Origin of the sequence: Salinispora pacifica CNR114, assembly GCF_000514775.1 — a bacterium.
GTDB classification, from domain to species: domain Bacteria; phylum Actinomycetota; class Actinomycetes; order Mycobacteriales; family Micromonosporaceae; genus Micromonospora; species Micromonospora pacifica.
In genome coordinates this window covers 72,297-87,984 of sequence record NZ_AZWO01000017.1, presented here as the reverse complement: position 1 = coordinate 87,984, position 15,688 = coordinate 72,297, and the positions used below count along the sequence as shown (strand labels likewise).

At 70.6% G+C, this 15,688-nt stretch carries 14 protein-coding genes and 1 pseudogene; 10 read left to right on the top strand and 5 right to left on the bottom strand.

Features of this window, described 5'->3' with window-relative positions:
- Nucleotides 1–30 precede the first annotated feature (30 nt).
- Nucleotides 31–1,125 carry an aminotransferase-like domain-containing protein gene (locus tag B118_RS0112425; protein ID WP_018221992.1) on the bottom strand — a complete coding sequence of 365 codons (1,095 nt, stop codon included), beginning with the start codon at nucleotides 1,123–1,125 and terminating at the stop codon, nucleotides 31–33.
- A gap of 85 nt (nucleotides 1,126–1,210) precedes the next feature.
- Complete coding sequence (locus B118_RS0112420; RefSeq protein WP_018816069.1) at nucleotides 1,211–1,600, bottom strand: CBS domain-containing protein; 390 nt, start codon at nucleotides 1,598–1,600, stop codon at nucleotides 1,211–1,213.
- Nucleotides 1,601–1,814: 214 nt separating this feature from the next.
- Between B118_RS0112420 and B118_RS0112415 the strand changes: the two genes are divergently transcribed.
- From B118_RS0112415 to B118_RS0112405, 3 genes are read left to right on the top strand one after another with little or no spacing between them, the layout of a single operon-like run.
- On the top strand, nucleotides 1,815–2,546 hold the full coding sequence (locus B118_RS0112415; RefSeq protein ID WP_018812877.1) for a phosphocholine cytidylyltransferase family protein: 732 nt from the start codon (nucleotides 1,815–1,817) through the stop codon (nucleotides 2,544–2,546).
- Nucleotides 2,534–3,601, top strand: coding sequence for an iron-containing alcohol dehydrogenase family protein (locus tag B118_RS0112410; protein ID WP_018812878.1), 1,068 nt, complete (start codon nucleotides 2,534–2,536; stop codon nucleotides 3,599–3,601). Before B118_RS0112415 ends, B118_RS0112410 begins: the two co-directional genes overlap by 13 nt.
- Nucleotides 3,585–4,301, top strand: a complete 717-nt coding sequence (locus B118_RS0112405; RefSeq protein WP_028192841.1) for a CDP-alcohol phosphatidyltransferase family protein — start codon at nucleotides 3,585–3,587, stop codon at nucleotides 4,299–4,301. The genes B118_RS0112410 and B118_RS0112405 overlap by 17 nt, the downstream gene beginning before the upstream one ends.
- On the opposite strand, the gene B118_RS0112400 is transcribed toward B118_RS0112405, so the two are convergent.
- Nucleotides 4,290–5,486, bottom strand: a complete 1,197-nt coding sequence (locus B118_RS0112400) for a glycosyltransferase (protein ID WP_028192840.1) — start codon at nucleotides 5,484–5,486, stop codon at nucleotides 4,290–4,292. The two genes, B118_RS0112405 and B118_RS0112400, sit on opposite strands and share 12 nt — an antisense overlap.
- Before the next feature lie 24 nt (nucleotides 5,487–5,510).
- Here B118_RS0112400 and B118_RS0112395 point away from each other — a divergent pair, with 24 nt between their 5' ends.
- Entirely contained in the window at nucleotides 5,511–6,371 is an 861-nt protein-coding gene (locus tag B118_RS0112395) for an Fpg/Nei family DNA glycosylase (protein ID WP_028192839.1), read from the top strand.
- A gap of 265 nt (nucleotides 6,372–6,636) precedes the next feature.
- A complete protein-coding gene (locus B118_RS0112390; protein ID WP_026185579.1) occupies nucleotides 6,637–8,202 on the top strand; it encodes a sugar transferase in 1,566 nt (521 codons plus the stop codon).
- A 333-nt stretch (nucleotides 8,203–8,535) separates the two neighbouring features.
- On the opposite strand, the gene B118_RS0112385 is transcribed toward B118_RS0112390, so the two are convergent.
- Nucleotides 8,536–9,513: a M64 family metallopeptidase gene (locus tag B118_RS0112385; RefSeq protein WP_018812882.1), complete on the bottom strand. Its 978-nt coding sequence runs from the start codon at nucleotides 9,511–9,513 to the stop codon at nucleotides 8,536–8,538.
- 602 nt (nucleotides 9,514–10,115) lie between these two features.
- On the opposite strand from B118_RS0112385, the gene B118_RS0112380 reads away from it, so the two are divergent.
- From B118_RS0112380 to B118_RS0112370, 3 genes are all read left to right on the top strand, one after another.
- The gene (locus B118_RS0112380; protein ID WP_016810424.1) at nucleotides 10,116–10,337 is read left to right on the top strand and encodes a hypothetical protein; all 222 of its coding nucleotides are present in this window, start codon (nucleotides 10,116–10,118) and stop codon (nucleotides 10,335–10,337) included.
- Between the two features lie 367 nt (nucleotides 10,338–10,704).
- On the top strand, nucleotides 10,705–11,931 hold the full coding sequence (locus B118_RS0112375) for a sensor histidine kinase (protein WP_026185578.1): 1,227 nt from the start codon (nucleotides 10,705–10,707) through the stop codon (nucleotides 11,929–11,931).
- Complete coding sequence (locus B118_RS0112370; protein WP_018812884.1) at nucleotides 11,928–12,680, top strand: LytR/AlgR family response regulator transcription factor; 753 nt, start codon at nucleotides 11,928–11,930, stop codon at nucleotides 12,678–12,680. Before B118_RS0112375 ends, B118_RS0112370 begins: the two co-directional genes overlap by 4 nt.
- 5 nt (nucleotides 12,681–12,685) lie before the next feature.
- Here B118_RS0112370 and B118_RS28245 read toward each other — a convergent pair.
- Nucleotides 12,686–13,409 (bottom strand): annotated as a pseudogene (locus tag B118_RS28245) (prepilin peptidase).
- A 226-nt stretch (nucleotides 13,410–13,635) separates the two neighbouring features.
- Here B118_RS28245 and B118_RS0112360 point away from each other — a divergent pair.
- Both B118_RS0112360 and B118_RS0112355 read left to right on the top strand, forming a co-directional pair.
- The gene (locus B118_RS0112360; protein WP_028192838.1) at nucleotides 13,636–14,025 is read left to right on the top strand and encodes a DUF485 domain-containing protein; all 390 of its coding nucleotides are present in this window, start codon (nucleotides 13,636–13,638) and stop codon (nucleotides 14,023–14,025) included.
- Between the two features lie 2 nt (nucleotides 14,026–14,027).
- Nucleotides 14,028–15,665, top strand: a complete 1,638-nt coding sequence (locus tag B118_RS0112355) for a sodium/solute symporter (protein WP_027658482.1) — start codon at nucleotides 14,028–14,030, stop codon at nucleotides 15,663–15,665.
- Nucleotides 15,666–15,688 lie beyond the last annotated feature (23 nt).

Sequence of the window (15,688 nt, the reverse complement as noted above, 5' to 3'; positions counted from 1 at the left end):
GTCGAACCAGCCCGACGCCGATGGCGGAGGTCAGCCGCGTACGGCCGCCACCGCCGCCGCGAGTCGACGCGCACCCTCGTCGATCTGGTCCACGGTCACCGCCGAGTACGCCAGCCGCAGCGCGTGCTGCCCGCCGTCGAGTACGAAGTCACTGCCCTTCACAACGGCGACCCCGCGCTCCGCCGCCGCCGGAGCCAGCCGGTCCACCTCGACGTCCGCCGGCAACTCCACCCAGAGGAAGTAGCCGCCGTCCGGCTCGACGAACCGGGCCTCCGGTAGGTGCCGCCGCAGCGCCTCGGCCAGCGCCTGGGCCCGCTCGCCGAGGGCCCGGCGCACCGTCGCGATCGAGCGGTCGATGTCCCCGGAGACGCAGAACTGGTGCACCATCGCCTCGGAGACCATGCCCGGCGAGATGTAGAGGTTGGTCGCCTTCTTCGCGATATCGGCGATCAGGTCCGCCGGCCCGACCAGGTAGCCGACCCGAACGCCCGGGCAGACCGTCTTGGTGAAGCTGGAGGCGTGCACCACCCGGTTGTGGGTGTCCAACGAAAGCATCGAGGGCAGCGCCTCGCCGCGGAACCGGACGTCGGCGTACGGGTCGTCCTCAAAGATCGTGAAATCGAACTCGACGGCGAGGTCGAGCAGCTCCCGCCGCTTGTCGAGGCTCAGCGTCACCCCGGCCGGGTTCTGGTAGTTCGGAATGATGTGCGCCAGCCGTGGCCGCACCCCGGACTCCAGCAGCTTACGCAGCTCGGAGGTGTCCAGACCGTCCGGCTGGATGGTGATCCCGTGCAGCTCGCTGCCCATCCGCCGCAGGTTCAGCAGGGTCCGGTCGTAGGTCGGACGCTCCACCACCACCGCGTCACCGGGTCGGACGAGGTGGTCGAAGAGGAACGCGTCGGCCTGCAACGAACCGTTGGTCACCAGGACCTGGTCCGCCCCCACTCCGTGTTTCTGCGCGATCCACTGACGCAACGGAAGGTAACCGGCGGAGGGGCCGTACGTCGTCACGCCGGTGGGATCGGCGTCGAACGCACGGATGGCGGCGGTCTTCAGCCCCTCGACATCGACGATGTCCAACGAGGGAGCGCCACGGGCGAAGGAGATCAACTGCTCGGCGGTCATGGCTGTTCAGCGTACGGAAGGCGGCAGCGGATCCGCCGACGGCACGACGAGTGCCGTTGCGGAGCCACCGGATGGGTGACCGGTCTCACCCGGGGACGACCCGCTCGGTCGCCCAGACCCGGACGACGTCGCGGAGCGAGATCACCCCGGCCACCTCCCGCCCGTCGAGCACCACCAGGTGCCGAAACCCGCCGCGGGCCATCGCGGTCGCCGCTTCCTCGACCGTCCACTCCGGCCCCGCGTACACCACGTCCCAGGTGAGGTGGGCTCCGGTCGGCTCGTTGTCGCAGTCCAGCCCACGCCCGATCGCGTTGAGCAGGTCCCGCTCGGTAATGATCCCGACCCCCTCGGAATCTGGATCGATCACGACGGCCGACCCGATGCCCCGCTCCGACATCATTCGCGCCGCCTGCCGGAGCGTGTGCTCCGGGCCGACTACCAAAACCTGACTGGACATCACTTCCCGAACCTGCATCACACATCAACCCCTGCGAAATGGTCGCACTCGGTAAAAACATGGTGCACCTAGTGTGTTACCGGGACAAGGCTGCCGCATGCGATCTGACCAGCCCGATTCAGCCGAGCGGCGCCGGTAGCCCCGCGCTACCGCCGGTCCGGTTGCCGCAGCTCCCGTTCGACAGCGTTATCCTCCTCCGGTGACAGCCGAACGAACGCAAAAAGACGCCGGAATGGTCGGAATGGTGCTAGCGGCTGGCGCGGGACGCCGCCTGCGCCCGCACACCGACACGCTGCCGAAGGCGCTGGTACCGGTTGATGGCACGACCACCATCCTCGATATCGCGCTGCGCAACCTGGCCGAGGTCGGTCTCACCGAGATCGTCGTCGTGGTCGGCTACGCCGCCGACGCGGTTCGGGAACGCCAGGCGGACCTGGAGCAGAAGTACGGCGTCACGCTCACCCTGGTACCCAACGACCGGGCCGAGGAGTGGAACAACGCATACTCGCTCTGGCTGGCCCGCAGCTGGTTCGCCCGCGGGGTCCTGCTGGTCAACGGAGACACCGTCCACCCGGTGAGCGTGGAGAAGACCCTGCTCGCCGAGCGCGGGCCGGGGATCCTGCTGGCGATCGACACGATCAAGACGCTGGCCGAGGAGGAGATGAAGACCACCTTCGACGCCGACGGCCAGCTCACCCGGATCACCAAGCTGATGGACCCGCACGAGGCCCGCGGGGAGTACATCGGTGCGACACTGATCGAGCCGCGCGTCGCCGAGGCGCTCGCCGACGCGCTGGAGGCGACCTGGCGACGCGACCCGAACCGCTACTACGAGGACGGCTACCAGGAGTTCGCCGACCGAGGTGGCGAAGTACGCGGGGCACCGATCGGCGACGTCGACTGGGTCGAGGTCGACAACCACGACGACCTGGCGCGGGCTCGGGAGATCGCGTGCCGCTACTAGCCCGTACCGTCGCCACGCCGCTGGCCATCGAGGTCCGCCGGGGCGCGGTCGCCAACCTCGGCGAGCTCCTCGCCGACCGACGGATCTCCGCCGGCGGCGACGTGGCCGTGGTGGTCGGACCGGGGCAGGGAGAGAAGATCGCCGAGCTGTGCCGGCCGACGCTGGGCTCAGCCGACGTCTTCACGGTCACCGGCGGCAGTGTCGACGCCGCCAACGAGTTGGGCGACCGAATCCGCCGCCGGCACTACGACGCGGTGGTCGGGATCGGCGGCGGCAGGACGATCGACACCGCGAAGTACGCCGCCACCCGCTACGGCATCCCGATGGTCACGGTCGCCACCAGCCTCGCCAACGACGGCATCGCCTCCCCGGTGGCGTCGCTGACCCACGACGGCGGCAAGGGCTCGTACGGGGTCCACATCCCGATCGCCGTCCTGGTCGACCTCGACTTCGTGGAGAACGGCCCAGACCGGCAGACCCAGGCCGGGATCGGTGACGCGGTGAGCAACCTCAACGCCTGCGCCGACTGGGAGCTCGCCCACAAGCTACGCGGCGAGCCGATCGACGGGCTCGCCGTGACGCTGGCCCGGACCGGCGCCGAGGCGCTGCTGAACCACCCCGGCAAGATCACCGACGACGCCTTCCTCACCACGCTGGCAGAGGCGTTGATCCTCGGCGGCATCGCCATGTCGATCTCCGGTTCGAGCCGGCCGGCCAGCGGCGGTGACCACGAGATCTCACACGCCATCGACCACCTCTGGCCCGGCACCAGCGCCCACGGCGAGCAGGCCGGGCTCGGGGCCCTCTTCTGCACCTGGCTGCACGGCGACCGGGACCGGTTCGGCCAGCTCGCCCGCTGCCTGCACCGGCACGGCCTGGCTACCCGCCCGGCCGAACTGGGCCTCACCAACGAGCAGTTCGTCGAGGCGGTGCACTTCGCGCCCCGGACCCGGCCGGACCGCCACACGATCCTCGAACACCTCGCCCTGTCCCCCGACGAGCTCCGGTCTCGGTTGGCAGACTGCCTCGACGCCCTCGGTGAACACCTTGCCTGAACCGTCCCAGCCGACCCCGGCCGACTTCTATCGGACCAACCGGGGCGGCGGGCTGTTCAGCGAGGCGATCAGCCAGCGGATCGGGGCCACCTTCGCCAGCGGCGCACACCGGCTCGGGCTGCGGCCCACCACACTGAGCATCACCAACCTGACCCTCGGCCTGATCACCTCGGTGATCGTGGCGACGCTGGCCGAGCCGGTCGCCACGGGCCGCGTACCGGCCTGGCTGGTCGGGCTGGTGGCGTTGGTCGGCTGGCAGGTGGCGTACGCACTGGACTGCGCGGACGGGCAACTCGCCCGGGTCACCGGCCAGGGTAGCCCGGCCGGGGCGCGGGTGGATGTGCTCAGCGACGTGGCGGCCCAGATCGCCCTGGTCGCCGCGCTCAGCGCGACCGCGGTTGCGCAGTCACCGTCGATTCCCGCCTGGCTGATCGCGACCTTCGCCGGCACCTGGATGGTGAACCTGGTCACCTCGGTGCTGCAGGCCGGGCCGCACGCGACCAGCATGGTCACCTCGACCTCGCCACTGGTGCGGCTGGTGAAGCTGATCCGCGACTACGGCGCGGTGATCTTCGTTGCCGCGCTGGTGTTGCTCTTCGCGCCCAGCCTGACCAGCTGGGTGATCGTCGCCTTCACCGTGATCAACGGCGGCTTTCTACTCGCCAGCATCGCCTTCGCCGCTCGGGCCTCACTGCGCTGACCCTCGGCCCGACTCGGCCATCCGGGCGGTTTCGGTGTAGATGTCGAGCAGCCGCCGGGTGACCACGTCCGGGTGGAAGGTGCGCTCATAGCGGGCCCGAGCGGCCGGTGCCCGGCCGGCGGCGTCGGTGGCTGCCGCTGGCAGCGCGTCGGCCAGCGCGGCCGGATCCGGCGGCACCACCCAGCCGGCGGGTTCCGGGGTGCCGGCGCCGACCAAAAACGGGATACCACCGAGGGCCGTGCCGAGCACCGGCCGACCGGCGGCCAGCGCCTCGATGATCACGGTCGGCAGCACGTCGTGCCAGGTGGAGGTGGCCAACACCACCGCGCTCGCCGCCAGGGCGGCGTGCACCCCGCCCCGGTCCAGCGGACCGAGGAAGGTCACATCTGCCCGCTGGGCCGCCGCCTCCGCCACCAGCGGTCGCAGCTCACCGTCACCGGCGACGCGGAGCGGGCCGAGCGCACCGTCCGGATGCCGACGCCAGGCCTCCAGCAGCAGGTCCAGCCCCTTCTCCGGGCTGAGCCGGCCGAGGAAGAGGAAGCCGGTGCCCAGCGGCGCCGGGGCACCCGGGTCGGGGATCGCGTTCGGCTTCACCACGATCCGTTGCTCCGGGATGCCGTAGTCCCGGAGGTGCTCTGCGATCGAGGTGGTCAGCGCGATGAACCGGTCCACCGAGCGCCAGGTGCCCCGGTGCACGGCGAGCGTCGTCGCCATCAACGCGCTCTGCGCCCGCGACCCCCGGTAGCAGCGGTGCACGATCGCCGGTACGCCCAGCACTCGCCCCCGGCAGTCCTGGCAGATCGCCCCGTCCCGGAAGTACAGCCCGGACGAGCAGACCTGCCGGTAGTTGTGCACCGTCTGCACCACCGGCACGCCGTGCTGGTGCGCGGTCCGCACCACCCAGGGCGAGAGCAGGGGGTACGGGTTGTGCAGGTGCAGCACGTCCGGCCGCTGCTCGGCGAGCAGGCGACCCAGCTCCCGCTGGGCCCGTGGGGCGTAGATCGGGGAGATCGGCAGCAGCGCCTTCGCGGGCCGGGACATCGACGCGATCTCGTCGGAGCTGCGCAGGAACGGCAGCACCTCGACCCCGGCCGCGGTCAGCTGGGCGATCTCCGCGTCGACGATGGTGTTCTCGCCAGACGGCTGAGCCTCCCGGTACCGGTTGTGCGCCACCACGATTTTCATGGAACCCGAGGCTACCGTTGGTGGGTGCCCGAGCTACCAGAGGTGGAGGCGCTCGCCGACTACCTGCGCCAACGCGCCGTCGGCCGGCAGGTTGACCGGCTGGAGGTCTCCGCCATCAACGCCCTGAAGACGTACGACCCGGCGATCACGGCCGCGGCCGGCCAGCCGGTCACCGACGCCCAGCGCCACGGCAAGTTCCTCGACCTGGTCTTCGGTGCTGACCTGCACCTGGTCGTTCACCTGGCCCGCGCTGGCTGGCTGCACTTCCGGGAGAAGTTCCCCACCCGCGTCCCATTGCGCCCGGGTAAGGGCCCGGTGGCGCTGCGGGCCCGCCTCGACGACGGCTCCGGGTTCGACCTGACCGAGGCCAGCACCCAGAAGAGCCTCGCCATCTACCTGGTGACCGATCCGACGGTGGTGCCGGGGGTGGCCCGGCTTGGTCCGGACGCGCTCGCCGTGGACCCGGTCACCTTCGCCGAGCGGCTCCGCAGCCGAAAAGGCCAGGTCAAGGGGGTACTCACCGACCAGACGGTGCTCGCCGGAGTGGGTAACGCGTACTCCGATGAGATCCTGCACACGGCGCGGCTGTCCCCGTTCGCGCTGACCACCCGGCTGACCGACGACCAGCTCGCCACCCTGCACGCGGCGACCCGGGACGTGCTCGGCGACGCGGTGTCCCGGTCGGTGGGGCAACGGGCCGCCGAACTCAAGAGCGAGAAGCGCTCCGGTCTGCGGGTACACGCCCGCACCGGGTTGCCCTGCCCCGTCTGCGGCGACACCGTACGGGAGGTCTCGTTCGCTGACTCCAGCCTCCAGTACTGCCCCGGTTGCCAGACCGGCGGGAAGCCGCTCGCGGACCGACGGTTGTCGCGAATTGTACGTTGAGTGAGGACGCTCGCCGCTGACCGTGAATATTCCACCCGGCTGCGACGAAGGTCGGGATTAGGGTTCTACTCGAACGGCCATCCATCGGTATAGTGGCCCGGTCCCGGCTTCCGTAAAGGTCCGGAGCCGGCCAGCTGCCAACCGCCACCCCCAGAAGCGAGGTCCTACCGGTCCGCGCTCGGGCCCGGGTGACGCATGGGAGACTGAAGTGGTGGGCGACACGGTCCCTCACTCCGAGTGAGCGGTCCGCGTCCTGCGGGAGGACATGAATGAGGTGACGACAAGCCTCCAGCACCCGGTAACCAACGGAGGCCAAAGCAGAACGGTGCGGCACGTCGACAGCTTCGAGATCCAGCCGCCGACACCGCCGTCTCACAACGGCGTACCTCGGTCGGCCTGGGCCCGCAGCCATCGTCGGGTCTCCCGTTGGCACCGCCCCTACACCGCGGCCCTGGTGCTACTGGACTTCGCCGCCGCCGCCTTCGCGAGTTTCACCGCCATCCGCGCCTTCGACCAGGCACAGGCCGGGTTCTACAACGACGACCCGACCTGGTTCTACACCGTGGCGTGCCTGTTGCTACCGCTCGGCTGGGTGGCGATCCTCTGGTTCAACGGGTCCTACGACCGGCGTTACCTGGGCCTCGGTCCGGACGAGTTCAAGCGGGTACTCCGGGCCGGCGTGGCGGTCTGCGCGACGGTCTCCTTCCTGGCCTTCGCCACCAAGACACATCTGTCCCGATATTCGGTCGGCACCGCGCTACTCCTCGCCCTGCTGCTGATTCTGCTGGTCCGGATCCTGGCCCGATTCGTGCTGCACGTGCTCCGGCGCAACGCCGGCCGGGCCGCGCACCGGATGGTCCTGGTGGGCACGCTGCCCGAGTGCCTGGAGGTCCATCGCCAGGTCACGCGGAGCCCCGCCGCCGGATTGGTGCCGGTCGCCATCCACCTCACCGACGGCTACGCGGCTGCCCGCGGCGTGGAGACCCCGGTCCCGGTCTACGCGGGGCGGGACCTCCTCGCCCTGGTGCGCGAGGTCGGCGGGGACACGATCGCGGTCTGTGGGTCGGCCAGCGCCGAGCCAGGTGAGCTGCGCCGGATGGCCTGGCAGCTCGAAGGCTCCGGGGTCGATCTGGCGGTGGTGCCGCAGCTGACCGACATCGCCGGGCCCCGGGTGCACATCCGCCCGATCGAGGGCCTGCCGCTGCTGCACGTGGAGGAACCGACCCTCTCCGGTCCGGCACTGCTGGCGAAGAACATGCTCGACCGGGTGGCGGCCGGCCTCGGCCTGTTGGTTCTGCTGCCGGCCTTCCTCGCGATCGCGGTAGCGATCCGGATCTCCGACCCGGGCCCGGTCTTCTTCCGGCAGCCCCGGGTGGGCCACGAAGGGCGGACCTTCCAGGTCTGGAAGTTCCGCACCATGTACGTGGACGCCGAGGAGCGGCTGGCCAGCCTCGTTGACCAGAACGAGACCGACGGCATGCTGTTCAAGATGAAGCGGGACCCGCGGGTCTTCCCGGTGGGCCGCTTCCTGCGCGCCTCGTCCCTGGACGAGCTGCCCCAGCTGATCAACGTGTTGAAGGGGGAGATGTCGTTGGTCGGGCCCCGCCCGCTGCCCGCCGACGACGGCGACTTCCTCGGCGACGTACGCCGCCGGCTGCTGGTCAAACCGGGCATCACCGGTCTCTGGCAGGTCTCCGGCCGCTCCGACCTCTCCTGGGACGAGGCGGTCCGCCTCGACCTCTACTACGTCGACAACTGGTCGCTGGCGTACGACCTGAGCATCCTGTGGCGCACGGTCGGAGTGGTGCTCGCCCGGAAGGGCGCATACTAGCCCCAATGCCGTGTTTGGTCCGCGAGCCGGGTACTTGCCGTGCGCGCGTTTGATCATGTGGGTTCTCACCGGTTCGCCGGTGGGGGGTAACAGGTGGGACACCGGGCTGGCTGTCGGTGGCGTCGGTCAGGGCGGCGGCCGCCGCTACCGTCACCGTCCGAGTTATGGCAGCCTGGGCGGCCAGCGGAGCTCCCGATGTTCAGGTCGCCTTGGAATGACCACCCGCTATACCGGAGCTCCGCTGCTTCGCGTCTCAGACACGCTTTGACACGCCGACCCCCGCCCTGACTGAACGGCGTTGGGCCCAGACCGGGAGGAAGCCTAGACCGTGACTCAGCCCGTCGCACCGCCGCTGATCTTGGAGCCGATGGCGCGGTCCATCACGTCCAGGCCCACGGCGTTGAACGGCTTGTTGAGGCTGCGCATCAGGGAGTCCTGCGACGGCCGGTAGACGCCGTACTGGTGGTAGTGACCGCCCTCATAGGCGCCGATAACACCGCCATCGGGAGTAGCGCGGCCAAGGTAGGAGGCCCATTTGCGGCCGGTGGAGTCGGTGGTGACGTTGGGTGCCAGCAGCTCGCCGCTGCTGTAGGTGGTGCCGGGGGTGTAGTACTCGTCGGCGAGGCCGCCGACCGAGTGGCCGAGTTCGTGGAGCGCGATCTGGCCGGACAGGATGTTGGCGCCGGAAACCGTGGACAGGTCGCGGTACCCGGCGCCACCGTACTTGGCGGTGTTGCCGACAGCGACGATCGCGTCGACGCCAGGGGCCTGGTTGGCGTACTGCCGGGCCTTGGCCTCGTTCAGGCAGAGCAGGCGTTCGGTGTTGTTACACCAGAGGTGCATGTCCAGCGCAGTGTCGCGGTTGACGCCCGGGGAGGGGTCGTTGTCGACGCCGGACTCGTTGGAGATGATGTTGACCAACCACACATTGATGAAGCTCTTGTACTTGTTCCACGGGGCGCTGGCGGCGATCTCGTCCCATTTCGCCTGCGCGTGCTTGCGCAAAGTGCCCATTTCGGCGGCGGTGTAGCCATCGCCGATGAACACCATGTCGAAGCGCTGGCTGGACGGTCCACTGTACTGGATCGTGACCACGTCCGCCTGGGCGACGACATCGGCTGGGGCGAGCTGGGTCGCGGTTTTCTCCTGGGGCAGATACGTCTTGGTGATCGTGCCGTCGGGCGAGAAGACCTCTCGCCACTGCATCGGCGTGCCCGGGTCGGGCATGGCGGCTGTCGGGGTGGACAGGGTGAGGCTCACCGCGGTGACGAGCAGGGCCAAGCCGATCCGCTGGATCGATCGTCGGCGCATGGGGGGTCCTTTCGGGGGGGTCGGCGCCGTTGCAGGACGATCCCGCCCGGTTCGCCTGTTGAGGGAATCCCGTCCGGGCATAGTAGAGGTACGGACAAGGTCAGACCAAAGACCGCCATGGATTAATTTTGTGGGATGTTTCCGCTACGTGTGTTCACCCAGATGAGTGGCCGATCAGTCACTCGCCGACGCCGCGGGTGCGGCGGACCGTAGCCTTCCAGGGCGCGGTCGCGAATGTACTCGAATTCCATCCTGGACAGTGTGGCCAGCACGGTGCGCACCGTCCCGGACGGTCGTCGCCGAGCCCACGCCGGCAAGAATGGACAGCCACCGAGCCCGACTCGACCATCCAGGAGCACGGCGCTACCGTCACCTTGTGCGGCTCCGGGCGGTCCACCTACGGCACCGTGGCGGTGGGACGCGACGAGCCGCCGACTACCTGGTGGCGCCGCCAGCAACGAGGTCCTCACCTCACTCCGGCGAGGAAAGTGCCCAACTCGTCAAAGATCCACAGTGGAATCAGACGAAGTGGCCGTGTTCTAATTTGGCAGGTTCATCCGTATCCGGCCGGAGCCTCCGGCCGGAGTGGCAAAGGAGTGCGCATGCCCGTCACCGCCGACCTCGGCAAGCTGGTTGACAAGGCCTACCAGGACAAGACCCTCACCGAGATCGTCGACGCCCCGGTGTCCGCCCTCTCCGGCGTCAGCGACGGCGACGCCAAGCTGCTCAAGGAAGCCTTCAACATCACCACCGTCGGCGACCTCGGCCGCAACCCGTACTTCCGGACCGCGAACGCCCTGGTCGCCCTTACCGGCGCGAAGTAACACCATCGTCGATTTCCAGTGGCACGTCGTGCCAGGCGGGCACTGATCAGACGCGGGGTGACCACCGTCCGCTTCCGACCCGTCACCAGACGGTGGTCACCCCGCGGCCAGCCCGCCTACACCGCACGACCTCGCGGTACGCAAAGAAACCGTGCTGTTCACCCGCGCTGACCCCGATACGTGTTCGGCCCCCGCTCGGCTGGAATCACCGTCCAGCCGGTCGAACAGGGCCGAGCCTCGTCGCGAACCATCGACAGCGCATCCGACGCTCACGCAGCGTAGTCCGGTAGCAGAGCTGGCCTCAACCATCCAGCGGTCTACGCCGGAGCCCTTGGCACTCCGGCCGGCACCGGCCAGGATGCACTCCGTGAGTGGCAGCCTCTCCGCCGTCCTCGGTGTCGTCGCACTGGCGACCGCGCTGACGGCGACCCTCGTCGCGGTGCTGCGCCCGCGCGGCCACCGCACCATCGCCACCGCCACCCAGCGGGCCACCTACGAGGTGCTGCACACCGCCGGCCTCGCCGCCGAGCCGCTCCGCGCCGGGCTGACCGCCACGAACGCCGCCAAGGCCGTACGTCACCTCCGGGCCCTGGTTGGGGCGGCCGGGCTGGCGCTGACCGACACCGCGGCGTTGCTCGCCCTCGACGGGCGCGGCGCACACCACCAGGCCCAGCTCGTCGCGGCGGCCCGCCGGGTCGCGGCGGCCGGCCGGTCGACCGTGCTCGGGGAGGCGGAGCTGCCCTGCGACCGGGTGGACTGCCCGGTCCGGGGTGCCGTGGTCGCACCGTTGACCGGCGCGGACCGGCGGATTGTCGGGGCACTGTTGGCCATCGCGGACGGGGCACCCGCGCCCGGCCTGGTGCAGGCGACGCTGGAGACCGCGCACTGGGCCGGTAGCCAGCTCGCCCTCGCCGAGCTGGACTCCTCCCGAGAGCGGCTGGCCCGCGCCGAGGTCCGCGCGCTGCGGGCACAGATCAGCCCACACTTCATCTACAACGCGCTGACGGCGATCGGGTCCTTCGTCCGCACCGACCCGGACCGAGCCCGGGAGTTGATCCTCGAGTTCGCCGAGTTCACCCGCTACTCGTTCCGGGCGCACGGCGACTTCACCACCCTGGCCGAGGAACTCCGGTCGATCAATCACTACCTGGCCATCGAACGGGCCCGATTCGGCGAGCGGCTCCAGGTGCGACTCCAGGTCGCCCCCGAGGTACTGCCGGTGACCCTGCCGTTCCTCTGTCTGCAACCACTGGTGGAGAACGCGGTACGGCACGGGTTGTCCGGCAAGCCCGGCACAGGCATGGTGAGCATCGAGGCCCGGGACGCGGGCACCGAGTGCCACATCACGGTGGAGGACGACGGGGTGGGGATGGATCCGGCCACGCTGGCCGCCGGCATCGCCGAACTGGCCGCCGCCGGAAGCGCCCCGACGGGGACGCCGGGCGGGCAGGTGGGTTTGTCCAATGTTGACGAACGGCTCCGGGCGGTTTTCGGGGACGAGTTCGGCCTGGTGGTGGAGACCGGCCTCGGCTTGGGTACGCGGGTGAGCATGCGGGTGCCGAAGTTCCATCCCGGCGTACGGGCGGGGTCGTGACCGGGTTCCTCCGGGTCCTGGCGGTTGACGACGAACCACCGGCCCTCGACGAGCTGGCGTACCACCTGCGGGGCGACCCACGGGTCGCCCGACTACACACCGCCGGTGACGCCACCGAGGCGCTACGGGTGCTTCGCGACGGCGATGTGGACGTGGTCTTCCTGGACATCCGGATGCCGGGGCTGGACGGGATGGAGCTGGCCCGGGTCCTCCGCCGCTTCGCCCGGCCGCCGGCCATCGTCTTCGTCACCGCCTACGACGACGGCGCGGTGGACGCGTTCGACCTGGGTGCGACGGACTACGTCCGCAAACCGGTCCGGGCGCAACGGTTGGCCGAGTCGCTGCGCCGGGTGGTCGGAGCGCGGCGGGTGCCCCCGCAGCCGGCGGCGCCGGCACCGGATGAGGACCCGACCATCCCGGTCGAGCTGGCCGGGACGACCCGGATGCTGCCCCGGTCGGCGGTGCGCTGGGTGGAGGCGCAGGGTGACTACGTGCGACTGCACACCACCGACGGTTCCCACCTGGTCCGGGTCTCCTTGGCGACCCTCGCCGAGCGGTGGGCTGACGCCGGCTTCGTCCGAATCCACCGCTCCTACCTGGTCCAGCTACGGCTCATCGCCGAGCTACGGCTGGTGAACTCCGGCTACGTGGTGGTGGTCGACGTGACCGAGTTGCCAGTCAGCCGACGGCACACCCGCGAGCTGAAGGAGAAGCTGATCCGGGCGGCCAAGCAGGACTGGGCCCGCTGATCCGGCTAGCGCACCACGGCGACGATCGCCGCCCCGAGCATCGCCGGCCCGTACGGGATGGGGGTTCGCCGGCCCGCACGACCAGTCACCAGCAGGACGCCGACCAGCGGAAGGTTGACCAGCGGGGCGAGTAGAACCCCGGTGACCACGGTCGGCCACCCCAGCCAGCCGAGGTAGAGCCCGAGCGCCGCACCGAGCTTCACGTCGCCGAAACCGAGTTGGGACCGGGGCAGCAGCGTGAGCGACAGGTAGCCGACCCCGCAGAGTGCGGCGGCGAGCAGGGCCCGGCCCAGCGCCGGGAACGCCGGGTCGGCCACCGCGGCGAGCAGCAGTAGCGCCAGCCCACCGCCGGCGACGGCCCCCACCAACGGGTCGGGTAGCCGCAGCACCCGCAGGTCGACCGCGGCCAGTGGCACCCCGAGGGCGGCGAGCAGCAGAAACGCCGGCAGCACCCAGGTGGCTCCGACGCCGCCCCCCCACGATGCCGGTGACGGCGGCGGTGAGGGGCACGGTGACCGCCCATCCCGGGGTCAGTGGGCGCCGACAGTCCGGGCACCGCCGGGGTGCCCGCCACCAGGGTGACCGTGCACCGGCGCAGTCCGGGCAGGCGCTCCGCCAGGCCGGCCGGGGCCGACCGCTCGGCCAGTAGACCGCGTATCGGTCAATCAGCCCGGGCAGCAGCAGCCCCCAGCCGGCACCGGCGACGGCGGCAACGAGGGGGAGCAGCACGGCGGGAGCGTAGCGTCCACCCGCCTCGCCCCGGCGTCTTCGCCCGTCCCGCCCCGGCGTCTCGCCCGCGCCGGTCCACAGCTCCCACCGCAGGTCAGCGCGGCCGCGGGTCGAAGTTATCCACAAGAAGGAACGCTTATGCACAAGTTATCCACAGGGCGGTGCGATGCGCTACCGGCAGCTGGGCAGCGCTTGACTTTCCCCGGAATCGAGCGAGACTGCCGGGGTGGTCGCCGCCGATGACCGCGTTTCCGCGCGGACCCGCATCGTGCTGGCCGATGTGGTCCGGCGCGAGTCCGACAGCGAGCACCCCCGCACCGAGCTCGCCGAGCAGACCCGGGTCGGTGCGGCTCTGGTCCGCGGCCTGGTCCGGGCGCAACTCTCCCTGGCGTTGCGGCTCTGGCTGGTGGTGGCCGTCGGGCTCGGCGGCCTGCCGTGGCTGTTCGCCATCGCGCCATCGGTCAGCCGGGTCACCGTGCTCGGGGTGCACCTGCCGTGGGTGCTACTCGGAGTGCTTCCCTTCCCGTTCCTGGTCCTGGTCGGCTGGGCGTACGTGCGCCTGGCCGAACGCAACGAGCAGGACTTCACCGACCTGATCCAGCGGCCGGAGCGCTGAGTGTGGGCAACGGTTACGTCGCTTCGGCGATCGTCGCGGTCACCCTGATCACCGTCGGCATCGGCTTCTACGGTCTGCGCCTAGCCCGCACCACCTCGGACTTCCTGGTGGCGTCCCGGGCGGTCAGCCCGACCTGGAACGCCGCCGCGATCGGCGGGGAGTACCTGTCAGCGGCGAGCTTCCTCGGCGTCGCCGGTCTAATCCTCAAGCACGGCGTGGACGTGCTCTGGTATCCGGTCGGCTTCGCCGCCGGGTACCTGGCGCTGCTGCTCTTCGTCGCCGCGCCGCTGCGCCGCTCCGGGGCGTTCACCCTGCCCGACTTCTGTGAGCTCCGGCTGGGCTCCCGGCGGCTGCGCACCCTCGCCACCGCCTTCGTGATCTTCATTGGTTGGCTCTACCTCGTCCCCCAACTGCAGGGCGCCGGGCTGACCATGGCCACGTTGACCGGCTCGCCCTACCCGCTGGGCGCCCTCCTGGTCGCGGCGGTGGTCACCGCGAACGTGGCGCTCGGCGGCATGCGGGCGATCACCTTCGTCCAGGCGTTCCAGTACTGGCTCAAGCTGACCGCTCTCGCCATACCGGCGATCTTCCTGGTGTTGCAGTGGCAGGCCGACGCCCGCCCGGCGGTGACCCCACCGGAGGGTCCGACCTTCCGCACCGCGACCACCGTCGTGGTCGAACATCCCGCCACCCTCGCCCTCCCCGACGGCCAGCTGCGGCAGGTACGCCCCGGTGACGAGCTGACCTTCGCCGCCGGGCAACCGGTGCCCGACGTGGCCGGGGTCGCCACCGACCCAGCCGACTGGTTGCTACCCGGCACCGAAGCCGACGACCAGGGCCTGTTCACCACCTACTCGCTGATCCTCGCCACCTTCCTCGGGACGATGGGCCTACCGCACGTGCTGGCGCGCTTCTACACCAACCCGGATGGCGCCGCCGCCCGCCGCACCACCCTGGTGGTCCTGGCCCTGGTCGGCGCCTTCTACCTGCTGCCGACCGTCTATGGGGCACTCGGCCGGATCTACACCCCGCACCTGCTGCTCACGGGGGAGACCGACGCGGTGGTGCTGCTCCTGCCCGGCGCGGCACTGGGTACGGGGACCACCGGCCGGCTCCTCGCCGCGCTGGTCGCCGCCGGCGCGTTCGCGGCGTTCCTCTCCACCTCCTCCGGCCTGCTCACCAGCGTCGCCGGAGTGATCTCCACGGATGTGCTGGGCCGCGGCTCGGTGCGCGGGTTCCGACTCGCCACCGTGCTCGCCGGCAGCGTGCCCACGGTGTTCGCGCTCAACGTCTCCGGGCTGGAGGTGTCACAGGTGGTGGGGCTGGCGTTCGCGGTGGCCGCGTCGAGCTTCTGCCCGCTGCTGGTCCTGGGCATCTGGTGGCGGGGGCTGACCGCCCGTGGCGCCGCCGTCGGGGTGCTCGTCGGTGGGGGCGCCGCGGCCGGGGCGGTACTGGTGACCGTGCTCGGCCCGCCGCTGGCCGGGTGGCCGGCCGCACTCCTCGCGCAACCGGCCGCCTGGACGGTCCCGCTCGCCTTCACCGTCATGGTGGCGGTGTCGACGGCCACCCGCCGCAGCGTCCCAACCGATGTCGGCGCCACGATGCTCCGCCTGCACACCCCCGAAGCCCTGCGACCGTGATCAGGAACAGCCGGCTGGGTCAG